Annotated in this window: 20 protein-coding genes; 8 read left to right on the top strand and 12 right to left on the bottom strand. The window is 58.7% G+C overall.

From position 1 onward, the window contains the following. Positions 1-32: 32 nt before the first annotated feature. The 8 genes from NLY36_RS29425 to NLY36_RS29460 all read right to left on the bottom strand — a co-directional run bounded on the left by NLY36_RS29425 (position 33) and on the right by NLY36_RS29460 (position 8562). A complete protein-coding gene (locus NLY36_RS29425) occupies positions 33-455 on the bottom strand; it encodes a hypothetical protein (protein WP_023682883.1) in 423 nt (140 codons plus the stop codon). Positions 456-527: 72 nt separating this feature from the next. Then, positions 528-3869: a M10 family metallopeptidase C-terminal domain-containing protein gene (locus tag NLY36_RS29430; protein WP_023736420.1), complete on the bottom strand. Its 3342-nt coding sequence runs from the start codon at positions 3867-3869 to the stop codon at positions 528-530. A 598-nt stretch (positions 3870-4467) separates the two neighbouring features. Continuing rightward, a complete protein-coding gene (locus tag NLY36_RS29435; RefSeq protein ID WP_023698053.1) occupies positions 4468-4971 on the bottom strand; it encodes a hypothetical protein in 504 nt (167 codons plus the stop codon). A gap of 279 nt (positions 4972-5250) precedes the next feature. After that, a complete protein-coding gene (locus NLY36_RS29440) occupies positions 5251-5406 on the bottom strand; it encodes a hypothetical protein (RefSeq protein ID WP_023736421.1) in 156 nt (51 codons plus the stop codon). A 268-nt stretch (positions 5407-5674) separates the two neighbouring features. Beyond that, the gene (locus NLY36_RS29445) at positions 5675-5887 is read right to left on the bottom strand and encodes a hypothetical protein (RefSeq protein WP_031249289.1); all 213 of its coding nucleotides are present in this window, start codon (positions 5885-5887) and stop codon (positions 5675-5677) included. A gap of 106 nt (positions 5888-5993) precedes the next feature. After that, positions 5994-6620, bottom strand: coding sequence for a hypothetical protein (locus NLY36_RS29450; RefSeq protein ID WP_031249291.1), 627 nt, complete (start codon positions 6618-6620; stop codon positions 5994-5996). A gap of 102 nt (positions 6621-6722) precedes the next feature. Continuing rightward, the gene (locus NLY36_RS29455) at positions 6723-7937 is read right to left on the bottom strand and encodes a tyrosine-type recombinase/integrase (RefSeq protein WP_023736422.1); all 1215 of its coding nucleotides are present in this window, start codon (positions 7935-7937) and stop codon (positions 6723-6725) included. Then, positions 7924-8562, bottom strand: a complete 639-nt coding sequence (locus NLY36_RS29460) for a hypothetical protein (RefSeq protein WP_023736423.1) — start codon at positions 8560-8562, stop codon at positions 7924-7926. Before NLY36_RS29460 ends, NLY36_RS29455 begins: the two co-directional genes overlap by 14 nt. A 115-nt stretch (positions 8563-8677) precedes the next feature. Here NLY36_RS29460 and NLY36_RS29465 point away from each other — a divergent pair, with 115 nt between their 5' ends. The 5 genes from NLY36_RS29465 (at position 8678) to NLY36_RS29485 (ending at position 12185) form a co-directional block, all read left to right on the top strand. Further along, positions 8678-8872, top strand: coding sequence for a hypothetical protein (locus NLY36_RS29465; protein ID WP_023736424.1), 195 nt, complete (start codon positions 8678-8680; stop codon positions 8870-8872). A gap of 825 nt (positions 8873-9697) precedes the next feature. Then, on the top strand, positions 9698-10720 hold the full coding sequence (locus tag NLY36_RS29470) for a hypothetical protein (protein WP_023736427.1): 1023 nt from the start codon (positions 9698-9700) through the stop codon (positions 10718-10720). Between the two features lie 379 nt (positions 10721-11099). Then, the gene (locus NLY36_RS29475) at positions 11100-11375 is read left to right on the top strand and encodes a hypothetical protein (protein WP_023736429.1); all 276 of its coding nucleotides are present in this window, start codon (positions 11100-11102) and stop codon (positions 11373-11375) included. Beyond that, on the top strand, positions 11372-11578 hold the full coding sequence (locus NLY36_RS29480) for a hypothetical protein (RefSeq protein WP_023736430.1): 207 nt from the start codon (positions 11372-11374) through the stop codon (positions 11576-11578). The genes NLY36_RS29475 and NLY36_RS29480 overlap by 4 nt, the downstream gene beginning before the upstream one ends. Positions 11579-11843: 265 nt before the next feature. Continuing rightward, positions 11844-12185, top strand: a complete 342-nt coding sequence (locus tag NLY36_RS29485) for a hypothetical protein (RefSeq protein WP_031249295.1) — start codon at positions 11844-11846, stop codon at positions 12183-12185. 1003 nt (positions 12186-13188) lie between these two features. Here the strand turns inward: NLY36_RS29485 and NLY36_RS29490 are convergent. The 3 genes from NLY36_RS29490 to NLY36_RS29500 are packed head-to-tail and all read right to left on the bottom strand — an operon-like array spanning position 13189 to position 14114. Continuing rightward, the gene (locus NLY36_RS29490; RefSeq protein ID WP_023736433.1) at positions 13189-13512 is read right to left on the bottom strand and encodes a sunset domain-containing protein; all 324 of its coding nucleotides are present in this window, start codon (positions 13510-13512) and stop codon (positions 13189-13191) included. A 32-nt stretch (positions 13513-13544) separates the two neighbouring features. After that, complete coding sequence (locus NLY36_RS29495) at positions 13545-13796, bottom strand: hypothetical protein (protein WP_023736434.1); 252 nt, start codon at positions 13794-13796, stop codon at positions 13545-13547. Between the two features lie 3 nt (positions 13797-13799). Then, positions 13800-14114 (bottom strand): hypothetical protein, encoded by a 315-nt coding sequence (locus NLY36_RS29500; protein ID WP_023736435.1) that lies wholly within the window; start codon positions 14112-14114, stop codon positions 13800-13802. 73 nt (positions 14115-14187) lie between these two features. On the opposite strand from NLY36_RS29500, the gene NLY36_RS29505 reads away from it, so the two are divergent. The 3 genes from NLY36_RS29505 to NLY36_RS29515 are packed head-to-tail and all read left to right on the top strand — an operon-like array spanning position 14188 to position 15551. Next, positions 14188-14469 (top strand): hypothetical protein, encoded by a 282-nt coding sequence (locus tag NLY36_RS29505; protein ID WP_023736436.1) that lies wholly within the window; start codon positions 14188-14190, stop codon positions 14467-14469. Next, a complete protein-coding gene (locus NLY36_RS29510) occupies positions 14469-14849 on the top strand; it encodes a hypothetical protein (protein WP_023736437.1) in 381 nt (126 codons plus the stop codon). Before NLY36_RS29505 ends, NLY36_RS29510 begins: the two co-directional genes overlap by 1 nt. 9 nt (positions 14850-14858) lie before the next feature. Further along, positions 14859-15551 (top strand): SOS response-associated peptidase, encoded by a 693-nt coding sequence (locus NLY36_RS29515; protein ID WP_023736438.1) that lies wholly within the window; start codon positions 14859-14861, stop codon positions 15549-15551. Positions 15552-16250: 699 nt separating this feature from the next. Here NLY36_RS29515 and NLY36_RS29520 read toward each other — a convergent pair. Then, positions 16251-17108: an ATP-dependent DNA ligase gene (locus NLY36_RS29520; RefSeq protein ID WP_286461609.1), complete on the bottom strand. Its 858-nt coding sequence runs from the start codon at positions 17106-17108 to the stop codon at positions 16251-16253. Positions 17109-17111 lie beyond the last annotated feature (3 nt).

The following is a 17111-nucleotide window of genomic DNA, read 5'->3' on the forward strand; positions in this document are numbered from 1 at the left end:
GGCTCGCAATCAGGATATGGCATCTCGTCCCTTCAATAGATAACTGCCTTGAGTGTGACATGGACGGGCAAGCCGGCCTGGAACTGCGCGCTGCCCCGCGCCACCAGCCAGCCGTCCGCACGCTCCAGGCGCGCAACGACCTGCAGCGTTGGTGAAGCGGTCGAGCTTGCGGGCAGGGGCAAGGAAAATTCTATGGTCTTTGAGCCGCCCTCGCTCTTGAGGCTGGTTTTGGCGGCGCGGCGTCGCCCACTGTCCTGAATGGCGGGATCCTCAAGATAGATCTCGAGATGACCTTCCGGGATAGCCTTGCCGCCCACAAAGGTGACGGCGCCGCGAATATCCGTTGCGCGAATATCTGGCGCGCGAATATCTGGCGATTGCGCTGCCGCCGCCCCGGTGGCCGCGGCGACTGCCGCAACTCCGGCGGCCATTAACACTGTGCGGCGGTCGGTCATCGCGTCCTCTCCCTTTTCACTGCGCTGGGGTATGCGGGAGGGGAGCCTGACGGCACCCCTCCCGGCAACGCGTTAGATGACAATGAAGTCTGCAGCCGAAAGATCCAGATTTGTGTTCAGGTGTGCAAACTGAACGGCTGCTCCCTGTCCGGAACCATCGGCGTCGTAAGACAATATTCCACTGTCGGTGTCGTAGATGATGCGGTCGTCGGCATCATGAGCAACACCGGCTGCGCTCTTGTAGAATGAGCCCAAAGCGAGGGCGCCGTCGCCGCCAACGCTGGCAAAGATGAGGTTGTCCAGCAGGATCGTATCGTCGGCGACCTTGAAGTCCTTGATCCAGTCGATATTGCCGTTCCCGAGTTCTGTCGAGAAGCGGAAATAGTCGTCGCCGGCGCCGCCGGTCAGCGTATCGGCAGCCAGCCCGCCATCCAAAAGGTCGCTGCCGCCGCCGCCATTGAGCGTATCGGCGCCCGCAACGCCCGGCTGAGCTGGTGCCGGCGGGAATTCGACCGATACGTTCAGCTTGTAAGTCGAGCCCTCCGGCACGGATTCCACCCAGCCATCGCCAGGAGCGGAGTCCGACCATTCGCCCTCCACAATATAGTAGGTTCCGGTTTCCTGAACGATGAAGCTGGTGCTCGAATCGCGGCCGTTGTTGGAGCCGGGGTCGTTGCCGCCATCGTCGTTCTGGGCGACGATATTGCCATCGCTGTCCAGCACCCTGACGATGCTGTCATGGACATTGGGGTCGGCAATGCCATCGACGTCGATGGTGATGATCGTGCCGGCCGCCAGGTTGATGCTGTAATATCCGCCCAAGCCGTTTCCGGTGGCATTGACGGTGGTGTGAAGGGTGGTCGTCGAATCGAAGATGTCGGGGTCGGCGGTCAGCGAGAAGTTGTTCGAGATGTCGAAGGCGGTCGAGACCGAATTGTTGGTCGCGTCCGGTCCGAGCGTGGCGTAGCCGGTGCCCATGCCCGGGCGTGGCGGAGCATCGCCCTGATAAGCGAAATCGCCGAGCAGGGTGTCATCGCCGCCGCCGCCGTCGATCTTGTCGGCGCCGCCCTGGCCGGTCAGCACATTGGCCGCGCCATCGCCGGTCAGGTGATCGTTGAAGCCCGAGCCAGCCAGATTTTCGATCGAGATATAGGTGTCGCCGCCGGATTTGCCGCCACCCAGTTTGAGGTTTTGCCCGCTGGCCGCGTCGGCGTAGTCCGCCGTGTCGCTGCCGGCGCCGCCATTCAATATATCGGCGCCGCCACCGCCGGTCAGCGTGTCGTTGCCGGCGCCGCCGGAAAGTTTGTTGGCCTGGGCGTTGCCGATGAGATGGTCGTCGAAGAACGACCCGACGGCGTTTTCGAAGCCGACCAGGATGTCGTGCCGGATAACGGTGCCGCGCCCGACGATCTGCACCGGGCCATCGCCGTCGCCGCCATTGGCCGTGCCATTGGCGAGGTCGATCGTCACGCCGGCGGAGCTGCCTTCGTAGACGACCGTATCAATGCCGGCGCCGCCATCCAGATAGTCCTGGCCGGCGCCGCCGATGATCGTGTCGTTGCCGGCTTCACCGTACAGGATGTCGCCGTCATTGCCGCCATCCAGTATGTCGTTGCCGCCGCCGCCGTTGAAATAGTCGCCGCCGCCCCGGCCCCAGAAATGATTTGCCGCCGACGTGCCGATGAAACGGTCGATGCGGTCATCGGAGCCGATTAGGTTTTCGATGCTGTAGAAGGTGTCGCCCGTAGCGGTTCCGCCGCTGGCCACGTTCGTCTCGAGGTTGACGAGCAGCTGGAAGGGGCTCTCCTTGCTGAAGTCGACCGTGTCGACGCCGGCGCCACCCCTGAATATATCGACGCCATCCTGGCCGCTCAGCGTATCGTCGCCGTCGCCGCCGTCGAGGATGTCGTTGCCCTGGCCGCCGAGGATCGTATCGTTGCCGCGGCCGCCATAGAGCGTGTCATTGCCGTCGTCGCTCTCGGTCTGGTCTGGAAGGTCGGCGACATCGATGGTGTTGTTGATGTCGCGGCTGGCGAGCGAGTCGCGGCCGCCGATGATGAGATCATCGCCGCCCTGGCCGAAGATCGTGTCGTCGCCGGCGCCGCCGTCGAGCGTATTGTTGCCATTGTCGCCGAAGATGACGCTGGTCATCGTGTTGTCGCCGATGGTCGGTGCGGTTTCGGTGCCGCCGTCTCCAGGCTGGAGTGTCGACTCGTCGGCGTAGATGATGTGTTCGACGTTGGCGATTTTCCGGATATTCAAGTTCCGGTTCAGCAGAACTACCGTGTCATTCCCGCCATTCGCTTCCTCGCGCACGATGTCGTCGAGGGAGTCGACGAAGTAGGTGTCGTCGCCGCCATTGCCGGCCATGCGGTCGCCGCCGCCGCGGCCATCCAGCACGTTGGCTCCGTCATTGCCAATCAGGACGTCGTCATAGCTGCTGCCGATGCCGTTCTCGATGTAATAGTCGGTGCCGTCGGCGTTGTGCCCGGCGAAGATCGACACATTGTTGCTGTGGCCGTTGACGCTGGAGAACTGTCCGGCGCGCAAATCGAGGATCGTGCCGGCCGTCGAGCCGGAGAAGTCGATCGTGTCGGTTCCGCCGGTGTCATGGATGACGAAACCGATATCGTGCTGCATGCCCGACGAGGTCAGCCGGTAGCCATCCACGGCACTGCCGAAGCCGTAGACGTTGTCGCCCGTGTTGAGATCGATATGCTGATAGGTGCGCACGCCGTTCTCGTCGACGGTGGAGAAAAAGCGGCGGATGACTGCCTCGATGTCGGCCATCATCGGCGTTGACGCCGACCAGCGGCTGGTTTCACCGACATCGATCCCGTCGAAATAGGACATGACGCTGTATTGCTGACGGTCGTAGGTCCAGGTCGCATTGTTCAGATAATTGATCTGTACGCCGCCGGGGCCGCTGTAATTGTAGAGCCCGGGGTGGTTCAGGCCGAACTCATGACCGAATTCATGGATGAAGGAATCGAAGACATAGCCGCCAATATCCGTCTTGTTGACCTCGGTGTCGTGGAAACGCTGGCCGATGCTGACATAGCGGTCGTTGGAATAGGCGCTGCCGTCGTCCTCTTCGCCCAGTTCGGGGCTGACAACCTGCATCCAGTCCGTTGCGCTGTTGTATGGTGCATTGTCGACGATTTCGAACTTCAACGGGGTGACACTGGCCCACATCTGCAAGGCGCCGATCGCGGCGGCCTTGTATTCGGGATGGTCATTGAGCTCGGAGACATTGATCCTCAGCGTTCCCGCCGCGATCGCCGGCGTTATCGACCGGTCCAGCGCTCCAAGATAGGTGAGGAAGGCTCCGTAATCTTCGCTTTTGCCGTACGGGTTGTCCGGCGTCTGGTCGTTGACCCACCATTGATCGCTGGTTTGGCTTGGGTTCGGCATCCTTGGGACTCCTTGGTCTCGCAGCCGTGGCAATTACGGCTGTACGGTTTAGCAGTTGCCAACCACCGACAAGCATCCTCTGCGTTTGCCGGTCGAGCCCCGTCCCAGTGCCAACAATGCTATTGGAATCTTCGCTTGTCTAGCCTCTGTTCGCGCTCAGTACATATGAAGGTTCTTGGGCGCGCTTGTACCGGCGGGTTTTGAGATACTCGTTTGGTGTTAATTGAGCTATCGCTAATCTATGGTCGTACCTCGCCCGCCATGCGCACCACAATGTCTGCATCAACCATCCCGGCTGGCGCAGGCTGCCGGTCGGGCGGCGCAAAGCAATCCGGCAACGGCCGAATACGCCGGATACAGGCTCGAGGATTTCCTCTCGATCAGGGGCATCGCAGGCTACGAAAGCGGCGGAGTAAGCTTCCGTCTTTCGCTCAAACGCCGGTATGCGCGCTGTTGCCTTTCGCGGGCGGGGCAGGCGGCGGGACCACCGCCTTCGTGCTCTCGCCGGGGGCGTCGACCGGGACGAGGGTTATCGCGCCGGTTGGGAAAATGATCGAGCGTTGCGCAAGGGCACGAGGGCGGAACGCGCAGGCGTGCTTCAGAAACCCGCCCGGCGGGCGAAATGTTCATAGGTCACGCGCCAGGGGTCGCTCTCCGCGCGTCTCTCCTCGCCGATCCAGTGAAAGCTGTCGGCGGTGATCTCGGTGAACCGCCACCGCGCCTGCAGGCCGCGCGAGTCGGCGCCCATCTGGACGATGTCCTTGCCTTCGGCCCGCCCGATCTGGCGCGAGTAATCCTGGTTGAGCGGATCGCTCCAGATAATGTGCCAGCCACCGATCCCGGGATCGAAGACGCGCAAGGTCGTGCCATACATGGTGGACGGGGCAGGGCGCCTGGGCCTGATCCAGATGTCCTGAATGGCGCGGCCTTCGAGCACCCAACCAAAGTGACACTCGCCATCCCATTTCTGAATTGTGCCGTCGTTGCGGTGGTGGAGCGTCTCCATGTCCCAACTGCCGATCAACCATCCATACAGGTCCATGTCTTTCGGCCGGTCGGCTGGCGGACCTTCGGATGCGAGAGCGGTAAGAAACGTCGCCATGATTGTCTCCAGGCAAGCCGCGCCGAAACGCTGGGCGTTCCAACCCTTGCACCGTTGCGGGTTCCTGGTCTTGGGAAAAATTGCGGTAATGCTGCTGTGAAGGCACTTCCGCGTTCGCGCCATACCAAATCTATGCGTGAATGCTAATGTAGCGTCGGCGGGTACCCCAATGCCCGCCTGGCCGGCGCCTCCTCAGGCCATCTCTTGAATGAGCGGCGCCGGCCGCTGATTTGGGCGGCGACCAAATTGCCGCCGGAGGAATATGAGGCGGGTAGGCGATTATTGCTGGGCAGTTTTGGCAGGCATTCCGATATCGGTCTGTATCCCCAGAACGTCCGCTGCCCAATCGCGCAGTTCCGGAGAGGCATCGTCGGATTTCATGATCGACACGGCCAAAGCGGCCATGTCCGCGGGCGGCTTGTTGTTTGAAGCCATAGGTGAAATAGCCGGCCATGATGGCGCATCCCACCGAAATGACCGGTGGGACGATTTGGAGTGCCGCCAAAGCTATTGCGCGCCAGCGGCCTGATCGGCTGGATGCCGGAAGCTCATCCTCATCCACAAGGTTAGTCCATTCCACACTGCTCACCAGCCGGGAGAACGTTCTCCGTGAGGATTGTCTACATTAGTTAAAATGCGGATAGATCCGCGTTGGGATGCCGAGGAACCTCGTCAAAGCGCACCGAGGGCAATGCCCACTGCGCTAGGCGAAATAGATCAACAGGGCGAGGAGTCCAAAGACAACGATAAGGCCAACTGGCCAATACCGTACGATCTGATCAGGATATTTCTCGCTCAGGCTAAGCAACCGGTCCTCGTAAGGGAGACGACTAAAGCCTGCCGGGCCTTTCTGTTGCTTGATGTCCCGGAGGATGCGGCGCGATTCCCTGATATCTCTGTCCTCTGGTTCGGCCATTGCAAATGTCCTCTCTGCCGGGACCGATCTTAGCCTGTTTGCGTGAAGTGCCCAACAGCGTCGACCGGATCGGACGCCAGCGGCGTATGACATCATTGGAACCCAATCAATTCTCGGGCGGCGCCTCATCTTGCCAGCCAGCCAGCTCCGGCAGGTCGTCCAGCCAGCTTTTCTCCGTCATCAAGATTTCGCCGGCCTGTGGTGCCGCCTCAGTGGCGTTTTGAATAAGCCAGTCCATCCACTTTCGATAAGCGGCTGGGGCCAGTTCGGGCGGCAGCACCTTGGCCTTGGCCAGCATGCGTTTACGGAAGCTGAGCTGCCTGCGCAGTTTGGTCGTCGTGAATTTTATCGCCTTGCCCTGGTATTCCACCGTCCAGCGCCCATCGCCGTGGCTGGTCAGCCTGTCGATGGCAAAACCGGCATCGACCGGCCTGTCCCGCCAGGGAAGCTCGATGGCGTTCCGCCTCAGATCGAGAGCCCATCGCCGGTAGTCGGCCCCGGCACGCTGCGGCGGCAACACGCCAGCCTGTTCGAGGATTTTCCTGCGGAAGGTGGGCTGCTTCTTGATCTGGCCGGTCGTCAGTTCGATGCGGTGCCTACGCAATTCGACATGCCAGCGGATCCTGCCGTTGCCGACATATTTTGCCAGCCTGTCGATGACGAACTCGTCGTCGGACAACTCCACGCATCCTTGGCGGATGCGTTCGAGGATGTACTGGCTGTCAGTGGGCATGACGTGCCTTGGCTGGGGAACCTGGATTCGAACCAGGACTAACGGAGTCAGAGTGTTTCCGCCCGGGTTGTTTCCATTGGCTTCTTTCGGCCCATGTCGCAGTCATGTCGCGCCTACCGCGATCATAAGCTGGTTCTGCGCTGCCGAAAGCGCTTGAGCATCGTCGGTACTGGGGAACAGATGCGAATAGACATCGGCAGTCATGGCGATCGATCCATGGCCCAACCTTTCCTGCACCGTCTTCATGGGTAATTCCAGGCCACCATCGACGCGGCGATTTATCAGCCAGCTTGCATACCAATGCCGGATGCTATGCAAACCAGGATACTTCGCCACCATGATCGCGGCGCCGTCACGATCGCGTTTACCAGAATCGACTATAACCCCCGCTGCAACCTGGGCAGGCCATAGGCCGCGCTTAATAATATTAGCGTGCCATTCGATGTTGCCTTCGCCGTTCGGGAACACGAGGTTGAGGTCACCCTTTGGGCAAGCCAATTTCCATTCCCTCAACACATTCACTGCCATCGGGGGCAGGGGAATTGTGCGCTGGCCGGCCTCTGTCTTGGTCGCCCCGATGGAATGGAATCTGTCGGCTCGCTGATGGACGTGAAGCAATGCCTTGGCAAGATCGACATGATCCCATCTGAGGCCGCGAAGCTCGGAAGCGCGAAGCCCGGTGAAGATAGCGGTGACGAGCAACGGCTTGTAGCGCCCGGTGACGTGTTCGAGGATTGCCCTGATTTCTGGATTGGTCGGAATGTCCTTGCCGACACGGAGCTTTGCTCTCTGGCGACGCTCAACCTTCCTAGCCTTGCCATTCAGGCGACGCTTCGAGGCGTCATAAACGGCATTCCCAATAATGTGGCCACGCCCCTGGGCATCGGCGATCAACCCGCCAAGGCTGACTACGACGCGTTTGATCATAGCGGCTGACCTGCCAGCCTCACGAAGCCGATCCTGGAAATTTCGGACAAATGGAACGGTGATGCGCGTCAACTTCTCCGTGCCGATCATTGGGGCGATATGGATTCGATAGTGCTGTTCGTATTGTTGGACAGTGCTTCGCTCCAGTCCGGCTTCATCGCACGCTTTCAGCCAGTTCTTTCCTGCTTCGGCAACGGTGACCGTCTGGGCGTCGGGAACATGAATGCCAGCGCGGATTTCGACCGCTGCTGAGGCCGCGAAGGCGTCGGCCGCCTTTTTCGTGCGAAAAGTCTTCAGGCGGCGAGCGCCGCCTTGGTCACTATATCGGCAAACCCAGGTTTCCTTCTCCTCGCCCTTCGGCGTCGTCCAAGTTCGTTTATTTACGGACATTGGTCTTGTCTCCTTGTGCTTTGTTTCGATGCCGTAGGGCAGTCTGACGGCAACTCTCGCGGCAAAATCTTGAGGTGTTTCGGCGCCCTGTGGCGGTGCCGGTCAAAAAGCCGTTGGAGCACCATTCGCAGCGCTGAAAACTGGCGCCTACTTCGAAGGCGTAGAGAACTTCCAGGCACATGAACTCAAACGGCGTCGCGACCTTAACGGCCAATTCTGGATTGCCTGTCGTAGGCGAAAAATGGATGTCAGATTCAATCGTGAACCGATCTCGGATGAGCAGCGCGGCTTCTAGCTTAGCGGCGGGGGGATCTGAGCATGCAGCGAGATAGCGGTTCATGTCCTTGGAATGGCTTATCAGCTGCCAAACCTCCGCTTGATCTTTTTCCCAGGGAAAACCGTAGTTGTTGATGAAGGCGCGAAAGTCCTGGAAGGTCCGGCAGTTCGCCATCGCCACCGAGATTGGATTTTCCAGATTGATGAGCGTGAAGGAGCGTGGCCGAATCTCATCGGTCAGAGGCGTGAACCGGCGTTCGTCGTCAGCCAGAGCGTCCCAATCTATTTCACCCTCAGGGACAGTCACGTCGCGGAGGGGGTGTTGCCATTCCAATGTCACTGGGATCATAGGTTTTCTGTCTGGATAATTTTGAAATTATCCCATGACATAAAATTATAAGTTTCGCAACCGCTCAAATCCGCTAGCATCCGCTCCGATCTATCGAACGATTGCGAGCGACAAAATGAAGGCAAAATCCAAAGAATCCGGCGACATCGTGTGGGGCTGCAAGGCCATTGCCGCAACGATTAACAGGACACCCGGCCAGACTTTTCACATGCTGGTGAAAAGGCAGATTCCGGCATCGAAGGTGGGGGCTATCTGGGTTGCCAGTCGCCGCCGCCTGCTTGCCCATCTGGCAGGCGAGGTGGGCAAGTGATGGACCTTTATCATTTCACTGCCGGCCAATGTCTGCGCGGTATTGCAGCGCATGGCTTAACGGTGGGCGACGTCCCAACTGACCTTTGGAGAGGCACAGGCCTCGTAGGCGTTTGGCTAACTTCTTCGAAAGTCGAAATTGGTCACGGCCTTGCAGGCTCAGCCTTGGACAAGGCGCGCTTTCGGCTCAAAGTTGATGTGCCGGAAGCGGACCTTCACAAGTGGCGGGTTTGGGCCGCTACTAACGGCACCCAGGAAACGGTAGACGCCTTGCGACGTGCCAATGGTTCCAGCGACCGAACCTGGTTCATCTACTTCGGGCGCGTCTCACCCGATCGCATTGTTCAAGTTGTCGATCTTGCGACTAGCAGCGTCGTGTCAGACTGGCAGAATTGTTGGCCTGTCGCGAACAGTAGGCCCGGCGTCCGCTTCGAAGACCGCTTCAGTTGGCATGAGCGACTGCTTCAGAACGTAAGGAGCAAGGTGCAATGACGAAAAGCACCAATGGGGGTCAGCTGACGGCCGAGGTTCTCACCATCCCTGCTGATCGCTTGCCATCGTCCAGGCCAGCCCCTGCGGGGCCCGCCGAGGTGATCGACTTGACTCGCAGGGACATTTTCAACGTCGCCGGCATTCGCACTCTCGCTGCGATGATCGCTCCACTTTGCGGTCAGGAAATCGAGGTTGAGATTGATCGGCTCGCAGAAGAATTTCGTTGGAAAGTAAGAAAGCGTTTCGACGCCACAGAGTCATCAATCGGCGGAGCGGTACGAGCGATCAGATGCGGCCTCAGGGCCGAGGTCCGGAGAAGGAAGGGAATGACTTAATGACAGCTGCAACCGCCGACGAGCTGCTCGGCTCCGGAAAAAAAGAAAAGCCCGACCAGGGCGGCCGGGCAAAGGAAAAATCACAGAAGCAAGAAAATACATCAAAGCCCGGATCAGGCAAGGCCGGTGATGAATCGAAAAAGCGACCGCCGCCGCGTCAACCGCGCGTTTCGCCGCCGGATTGTAAATCCGAGCCCATCAAATGGCCCAAGGGCGACGCGCTGGAACTTCGCGCCGCGCGCCGTGCTTTACGCGATGAGTGGATGAGTGGGGCTCACAACGTCTTTGCCGATGATCTCATCTCGCTGAGGCTCCTGTGGCCGATCTTCAATGATGTGCACGTTGACGCTTTGCAGAGGTGTCGTCTGTCCAACGGACAGTTGGCTGCGCTCGTCCACAAAAGCATCTCAATCGTGCAGCGCGGTTTGGTGCGAATTAATAATGCGGGCTGGATTTTTTTTGAGGAGACCACGGCGCAGGACGAAAAGGGAAAACCGAACACCGTCAGAAAAATCGGCATTGCATTTCCTGAGGGGTTTGATCGCACAAAGAAGGATCGTGCAGGCGCTGCACAGGCAAATGAAATGGCCGCCGCAGGAAATGCACCGAACGGTGCAAGCCCTGCACGCGACGGTGCAGGCGCTGCACAGCCTAATGCACCGCAGGACCTACACTCTCCCTTACGCAATAGCCCTGGCGATAAGCCCTTCTTTGAATCCCCCAATCAAATCGAACCGTATGAGCTTTCCCCGCGCGAAGTGAGTTGGGTCTTTGAGAACGCATTTTTGAATACGTTGATTTGTGAAGAGTGGCAGAGGGATGAATCCCTAACTTACGAACAAGCTGACGCCAACGGCATAAAGTATATCATTACCACCTACGCGCTTTCGGTATCGCCTGACGAAGAGCCGGAGAGGGCCTTTGCGCTAATTCCGATCCGGGAAAAGGAAGCCTGGACAAAAGCCATTCTCGAAGAGCGGCGCCGTCGCTACGCGCCTTCTGACCTTGACCAGGATTTCTGAGGTCTCGGCGGTGACCACAGTGACGCGTGAGAACCTGGAAAAAGCCGACCTCGCACACCACGTATTGAACGTAGCAAAGAAAGGAGCGGTCGACACCAACAAGGGGAACCACGGGAATGACCGCGACAGCGCGTAAGGCAAGACACCGCGACCGGAAAACAAAGGGACTTTCGGTCCTGGATGTCGAGGTCGATCTCACTGAGGTTACAGACGCTCTGGTAGAGGCCGGATACCTGCCAGAATGGGACTCACACGATCGCTCGAAAATAGAGCAAGCCTTGAGTCGTGCTCTCGTAGACCTGACCAAGGTCACGCGTTCCAAGTTGCGGAAACTGGTTGAGGTATAGTGCGACTTCCACCCCATCGGAGGTCTCGATAGATGCGCGCACTCACCAAGCTCACTTCCGGCAATAGCGATCAGCTCGATACCATCATCGCCTTGGCAAAGGTCTTTGCAAAGGCCGATAACAATGTGGCTTCGGTCTTGGCCGAAGACGGGCTTCTCGCCGACATCGCAGACGTAGTCGCAGCTCTGGTCGCCAAGGAGACCAAGTCGCTTTCAAATCGGCTTACGCTGCTTGAAATCGCAGCGGGTTCGCAAAGGGGCCTAAAGCCAGGAGGCGTCAAGACGCGCACCGCCAAGGTGAAGCTATGACCCCGTCGCAGGCAGTTGCATTCGCCGCTGAAGCGCTTGGCAAGGTTCGCGACAAAGTTCTTGTCGACTACGAAGCCACCCTCAAAAAGCAGGACATCAACGAACGCGAAATCAGCGTACGTCTCGCCACCTATCGACGGCAGATGGAGATCTGGTTCCAGCGCTCGATTGAAGGGGTCAAGAGGCGTTACCCAGTCCATTGAAAAAACCTGTCGTTGGCCTGGGCGTCTGCCCTTCCTCTCAGGCCACCGGTCGCCGCGCTGTGACGCCAGCGCGGCGGCGCCTCTGGAGGGGTGGGGGCATTAAAATGTGGACATCAGGCAACGCACGCCGACCGCACGCCCGCCCACGCGCGCAATTATTCTGGCAGCGTTCGAACCTTTGGTCGATGCACCGGACCGATTTCTGCAATTGTTTTACGGATTGCTGCCCTGACACGAGTTCTCAGTCTTGGAGCCAAGGTCTGCCATGATCAAAAATGTGGAAAATATGAGGGCTATGCCTTTCCCCAAGGCTCTTTCGAGGGCAGAAAAGAAAACTTTCCAAGAAGGGTTCCGGGCGTATTTCGGCAACGGGGCAGGCGTTTCACAGGCCCAAATCGACGGTTTGATGGATCTGACACGGGCGAAAGCGCGGCTGGCAGCGCTGCAGTCGATGCTGGATGCCGAACTCCGAGATATGAAAAAGAGTGGTGCGACTTTCAGCATCGATTTGCTTGCCCTGATTAGGCAGACCGACTCCACGTCTCGCCTTGCCGTGAAACTTGCTGACCGGCTTAAGGCCTCGCCCATGGTGAGCAAGGCCCCATAGCTCACCACCGCCACAGTTGTCTTACTCCCACGCTGTGAGCTTCGATGAACAGGCATTTTCTGTACGAGGTCCTGCTCGATTAGGGATCGGACCTGATTTGCCGCCCGGCCGCCGCTGATCAGGAAACCTCCCACCGCAACGCCAGCCGATTTTGTATTAGCAATCGTAAAGCGCCTCTTGCGGGGGTGTTGCTTTTGCAGTTCAGTGCCCATCGGGGGAATAATGTTATGCGCAAGCGCTATATAATCGTGATCCTTGCTGTTGCGGGGTGCCAGACGGCGCCGGCTTACATCGTCTACAAACCGGGCGTTGATCTAAACGCAACTCAGACTGCTAAGGACCAGTGTCAGATTGCGTCGCTCAGAGAAATACCGCAGTCGATGGCAACCGATTACCATCCTGGCTACAACAACCCCGGGACAGTGCAATGCAATACGATCGGAACAGTCGTCTCCTGCAACACCATCGGGGCGGTAAACATTCCGGGGTCAACGACGACCTACGATGTGAACCAAGACCTTAGAGACCGATATATGGTTCGCTGCCTGGAGGGCCAAGGATTCGGCGTCAAGCTTGCAAGGGCCTGCGCGTCCGAAGCCGAGAACTCGAAAGCTCTGGCAGATCGGGAGGCAGGTCGGTTTCCGACATGCGCTGTGAAGCTGTAGCCTCAGAATGGTAACAGCCGATTGGGCGTTCGTACAAGCTTTTCGGTGACGCTGGCACCCGCTTTTGTATGGAAAGTATGGTCGAAGTTCATGTTCCCAAAACGGGGCGCGATCGCTCTTTGCGTGGCATCCTTCATCGGCTGCGCCCATGCCCAAGAAGCCTGCGACCCAAACTACTCAGGGGCCTGTGTTCCGATTGCGAGTGATGTCGATTGTTCCTCTGGAAAGGGCAACGGCCCCGCATATGTGCGCGGGCCGGTCACTGTCATAGGCACGGATATCTATGATCTCGACCGAGACGGCGACGGGATAGGCTGCGAGAACGGCTAGAGCCGACGCTAGCGCATAGCCTTCCGCCACCCAGCGGCGCGCGCTGCATCTTCCGAACAGAACCACCGCTCGCCCTTCGAAAGGCTGATGCGGGTTTCGGAATAATGTTCCTGCCCGGGAACGTGATAGATGCGCTCGCCAGTGTTGTAGCTGATATTGCCCTTGATGCCGCAGCCAACAGCAGGGGGACCGATTTCAAAGGCCAGCAGGCCAGCCACAACCGCACCGAAGGCCCCGATCTTTAGCCATAACGGCGCGTCGCGCGAACGATGGCGCCTGCCATACCTTCGGCGGTTGTATTCATTGTCCGCGTAGTAGCGACGTTTGCCCACGCCCCTCACTCCCCGATGGGAGAATGCGACGCCTAGGGCTTGGAGTCCAGATGGGGCGGCTTTGCTGGCCCTGTCCCGTTCCACTGGATGAACGTTACTTCCTCCCCTGTGACGTCCCGCACCGCCTGCAACAGCACGTCATGCAGGACGCGCGTCTGCCGGCAGTGGTCGCAATGCGGGGATATAAACTGCTTGATGATACTCAAGTGCAGCGCTTCCGCTGACGCCACAAAGCGCTCAATTTCAGCCTGTGACAATTGTTGCGAACCTTTCGATCTTGCCATGGCCTATCCTCGAAATCTCTCCGTGTGCCAGACGACCTTGCCATCGATCTTCATCGGCTTGTGGATCATTAGGCGCTTAGGCAGGTGTTCGGGATGCACCTCCAGCAAGGTGATTTTGATCTGCGGCTTACACCGGTTGCAGTCGAACTTGAGCTTCAAGGGATCGACGCCGCCGCCGTAGACCATCATGAGATCGGCCGATCGGCAGTAGCGGACGTTGCCGCAGCTGCACTCGGCTTTCACAAGCATGTTGTGCCGGGTCGCCTTGCCCAGCGTGTCGATCGGATCGTGCGCCATAGCGAACAAGATGAGGAACATATTCCTGTCCAGTCAAGAGGGGTTGACTCAAATGTTCTGATTTTGTTCACTGCTGTCAAATTGGAGACACCTCATGAAACCGATGATTGCGACGGAATCCGAACAGCCCGGAATCTACGCTACGGTCAGGCGCGAGATGCCCGCCATCCACCGGGCTATCAGCAAGATGGGAAAGCGGGTGCGCGGCCTCTCACCTCTCAGCCAAAAGGCGGCCATCGCTGAATTAACCGCCATATGGTGCCCGGCGAACTATCCCGATGACCTTGATCGTGTATTGTCTTTGGCAGAGGCCATACGCCATCAGGCAGACATCTATCTCCGTGAGAGCAAGAACACCGGCGGCGCTCGCCACTGATGGTCCAGCGCAGCAGCAGCATACTGCCGCCATCGACGATCGACGAAAGATGGCCACACCAGGTGGCGCTGCCTGATGACCTCTGCACCGGTCGGAACCGGACCACGATCCACGACTACTGTCAGGAACGTGGAATGACTTTCCAAATCCGGCATGTGCAAGCGGTTTGGCCAAACGGCAAATACGAGGAATATCGATTGCACTGCTTCGCGGATCCAGCCGAAGCGAAGGCGTTCCTCGATCATTTTCAAGGGGAGGCCTTCGACGCGAAGCGTGACCGCGAAAAGGGCAAGATACGCGGCGTCTGGCGCCGCAACGACGAGTATAGGAGAATTCTCGACCTTGGCCCGCTCAGCGTGCCTGGACTCCTGCGCAACTGAGGCAGAGCGATGTGCGGACGCTACACCAAATATCTGTCGTGGTCGGAAATTCACCGGCTCTACCGCCTGACTGCGCCGGCGGAGACGGGCCGCAACGACGAGCCGCGCTACAACATTGCGCCTACACAGGATGTGCCGTTCGTCACTGCCGGCGAAGATGGCAATCATAAGCTCCGCGAAGGGCGTTGGTGGCTGGTGCCCTTCTGGGCGAAGGAGATGCCGAAGGCGGCCATGTTCAATGCGAGAATAGAGGGCATCGATACAGCGCCCGCGTTCCGCGACGCCTTCAAGTCAAAGCGCTGCCTCATCCCTGCCGATGGTTTTTATGAGTGGACCATTTCTCCGGCTGACGGCAAGAAAGACCCTTGGCACATCTACCAGCCAGGCCACGCGCCTTTCTCCTTCGCTGGCCTTTGGGCTTACAATTCCAATCTCGACATAACCAGCTGCACCATCATCACAGAGCCTGCCGCAGACCCTATGAAGCAGTTGCATGATCGGCAGCCTCTCATTCTCGACAAGGCATATTATGACGCCTGGCTGGACCCGGCGACGCCCAAGGACAGCCTCAAGGACATTCTCAGCCACGACATCGACGGTCAGTTGCAGTTCAACCGCGTTGGGCGTGAGGTGAACACGAGCGCCATCAACAAGCTGCCCAACGACCATCCCGGCCTGGTCGGGCCGATCAACCCGCTATGAGCGACGAACCTAGCCGGCCTGTCGAAGGCATGACAGCGCCCCCGCGCGAACGGCGGCGGGTCGACAATCATGCGTGCGAGCACCCCGGCTGCGGCAAGGATGCTGGGTTCGGATTTGCCAGGCCGCGCCAGCCATCGCATTGGTTCTGCATGAAGCATCGCGGAGACGGCGAGCAATTTCTTTCAGGAACAGGACGGCACCAATGACCCGCGCAACCTCCGCAGGAGAACTCCAAAGCGCGTCCGACCGCCTAAGTGGAACGGCCCCCGGCGAAACCAGATGACTTTCCCGCGCCTTTTGATCCGTGATTGGCAAGTATGCGCGCCATGTAATCTTCGACCTTTTTAGCTGGACGCTTGTATGTTATAAAAAGCCTTGCTTCTTGCCAATATTTGGTTGAACATTTCGCCTTCAAAGGGGGAGGCACGTCATGAGGTTTTTCTGGGTATGCCTGTTCACGTTTCTGGGCTCTAATTTTGTATCTGCGGCAGGGCTACACAACGTAATCCAGCCCGGAACGCCTATAACCTTGGGCCAATATTGCACCGCGGTTAATGGCTCTACAGAAGGCTGCGCAGGTTTGGTCGAAGATTTCAAAGACGAATGTGCCGAAGTGGAAGGAATGACGTTTGTTCCTGGAAACACTAATGGCAGAAATCCCCAAGCTAGGTGCCTGTCACTTAGCTAGACGTCAATTCGCTAGTCTTCCTCCCTGAAATCCTGCAAGGACGCGTGGCGCAGGTCCTCCTCGCCGCGCAGGTGCTTCACTCGTCCGATCAGGCCCGGCTTGACCCACTGCGTCGCCGGCCGCTTCATGCCCTTCGGCGCCGGCCCGGCGTGCTCCTGGACGCGCTTCCATAGCCGTTCGCGGATTGCCCGGCTGGAGTTGATGAACGCTGAGCCGACATACTCCCCGGTCTTCCGATCGGCCATCAGCGCAAAGGCCGGCTTACCGGGTTCCCGCTCGACTCCGAGCAAGTCGTATTCTTCCACCATGTAGCTCTTGATCTTCAGCCAGGCTGTCGACCGGCCGCTGCGGTATTTGCTGTCACGTCGCTTCGATACCATACCCTCAAGGCCGGCTTCATCGATCAGGTGGAATATGGCTTTAGCGTCTCCGGGCAGCGCTTGGCTGAACTGGATGCGGTCATCAGGCAAGATGAGGCCTTCCAGGATTTCGCGTCGGTCTTCGAGATCCATGTCCCGCAGATCGTGACCGTTCAAGTGGAGGAGATCGAAGGCGACGAAGTAGAGGTCATGCTGGCGGCTGGTGATGGCTTTGCGCAGCGCCTGATAGTCCGAAAGGTCGGCTTCGTTGAGTACGACTATTTCGCCGTCAATGATGGCATTCTCGACCCCAAGGCGTTTTGCGGCACCGGCCAGATCCCTGTATTTTGCCGTCCAATTGTGGCCGTTGCGCGTGAAGATGCGCACGTCATGATCGATGATGATCTGGCTGCGGTAGCCGTCGAACTTGACCTCGTGAATCCATTCGTCGCCTTCGGGAGGCTTCTCCACCAAGGTCGGCATTAACGGCTCAATGAACTTCAAACGCATGCA

The organism is Mesorhizobium sp. C399B, from assembly GCF_030323185.1.
Classification (GTDB): Bacteria; Pseudomonadota; Alphaproteobacteria; order Rhizobiales; family Rhizobiaceae; genus Mesorhizobium.

Coding starts and splice junctions, on each gene's coding strand:
- NLY36_RS29465 (WP_023736424.1), top strand. CDS start 8,678: ATGAAGGCAAAATCCAAAGAATCCGGCGACATCGTGTGGGGCTGCAAG.
- NLY36_RS29485 (WP_031249295.1), top strand. CDS start 11,844: ATGATCAAAAATGTGGAAAATATGAGGGCTATGCCTTTCCCCAAGGCT.
- NLY36_RS29455 (WP_023736422.1), bottom strand. CDS start 7,937: ATGTCCGTAAATAAACGAACTTGGACGACGCCGAAGGGCGAGGAGAAG.
- NLY36_RS29515 (WP_023736438.1), top strand. CDS start 14,859: ATGTGCGGACGCTACACCAAATATCTGTCGTGGTCGGAAATTCACCGG.
- NLY36_RS29520 (WP_286461609.1), bottom strand. CDS start 17,108: ATGCGTTTGAAGTTCATTGAGCCGTTAATGCCGACCTTGGTGGAGAAG.
- NLY36_RS29475 (WP_023736429.1), top strand. CDS start 11,100: ATGCGCGCACTCACCAAGCTCACTTCCGGCAATAGCGATCAGCTCGAT.
- NLY36_RS29445 (WP_031249289.1), bottom strand. CDS start 5,887: ATGGCCGAACCAGAGGACAGAGATATCAGGGAATCGCGCCGCATCCTC.
- NLY36_RS29500 (WP_023736435.1), bottom strand. CDS start 14,114: ATGTTCCTCATCTTGTTCGCTATGGCGCACGATCCGATCGACACGCTG.
- NLY36_RS29480 (WP_023736430.1), top strand. CDS start 11,372: ATGACCCCGTCGCAGGCAGTTGCATTCGCCGCTGAAGCGCTTGGCAAG.
- NLY36_RS29460 (WP_023736423.1), bottom strand. CDS start 8,562: ATGATCCCAGTGACATTGGAATGGCAACACCCCCTCCGCGACGTGACT.
- NLY36_RS29495 (WP_023736434.1), bottom strand. CDS start 13,796: ATGGCAAGATCGAAAGGTTCGCAACAATTGTCACAGGCTGAAATTGAG.
- NLY36_RS29470 (WP_023736427.1), top strand. CDS start 9,698: ATGACAGCTGCAACCGCCGACGAGCTGCTCGGCTCCGGAAAAAAAGAA.
- NLY36_RS29435 (WP_023698053.1), bottom strand. CDS start 4,971: ATGGCGACGTTTCTTACCGCTCTCGCATCCGAAGGTCCGCCAGCCGAC.
- NLY36_RS29450 (WP_031249291.1), bottom strand. CDS start 6,620: ATGCCCACTGACAGCCAGTACATCCTCGAACGCATCCGCCAAGGATGC.
- NLY36_RS29505 (WP_023736436.1), top strand. CDS start 14,188: ATGAAACCGATGATTGCGACGGAATCCGAACAGCCCGGAATCTACGCT.
- NLY36_RS29425 (WP_023682883.1), bottom strand. CDS start 455: ATGACCGACCGCCGCACAGTGTTAATGGCCGCCGGAGTTGCGGCAGTC.
- NLY36_RS29440 (WP_023736421.1), bottom strand. CDS start 5,406: ATGGCTTCAAACAACAAGCCGCCCGCGGACATGGCCGCTTTGGCCGTG.
- NLY36_RS29430 (WP_023736420.1), bottom strand. CDS start 3,869: ATGCCGAACCCAAGCCAAACCAGCGATCAATGGTGGGTCAACGACCAG.
- NLY36_RS29510 (WP_023736437.1), top strand. CDS start 14,469: ATGGTCCAGCGCAGCAGCAGCATACTGCCGCCATCGACGATCGACGAA.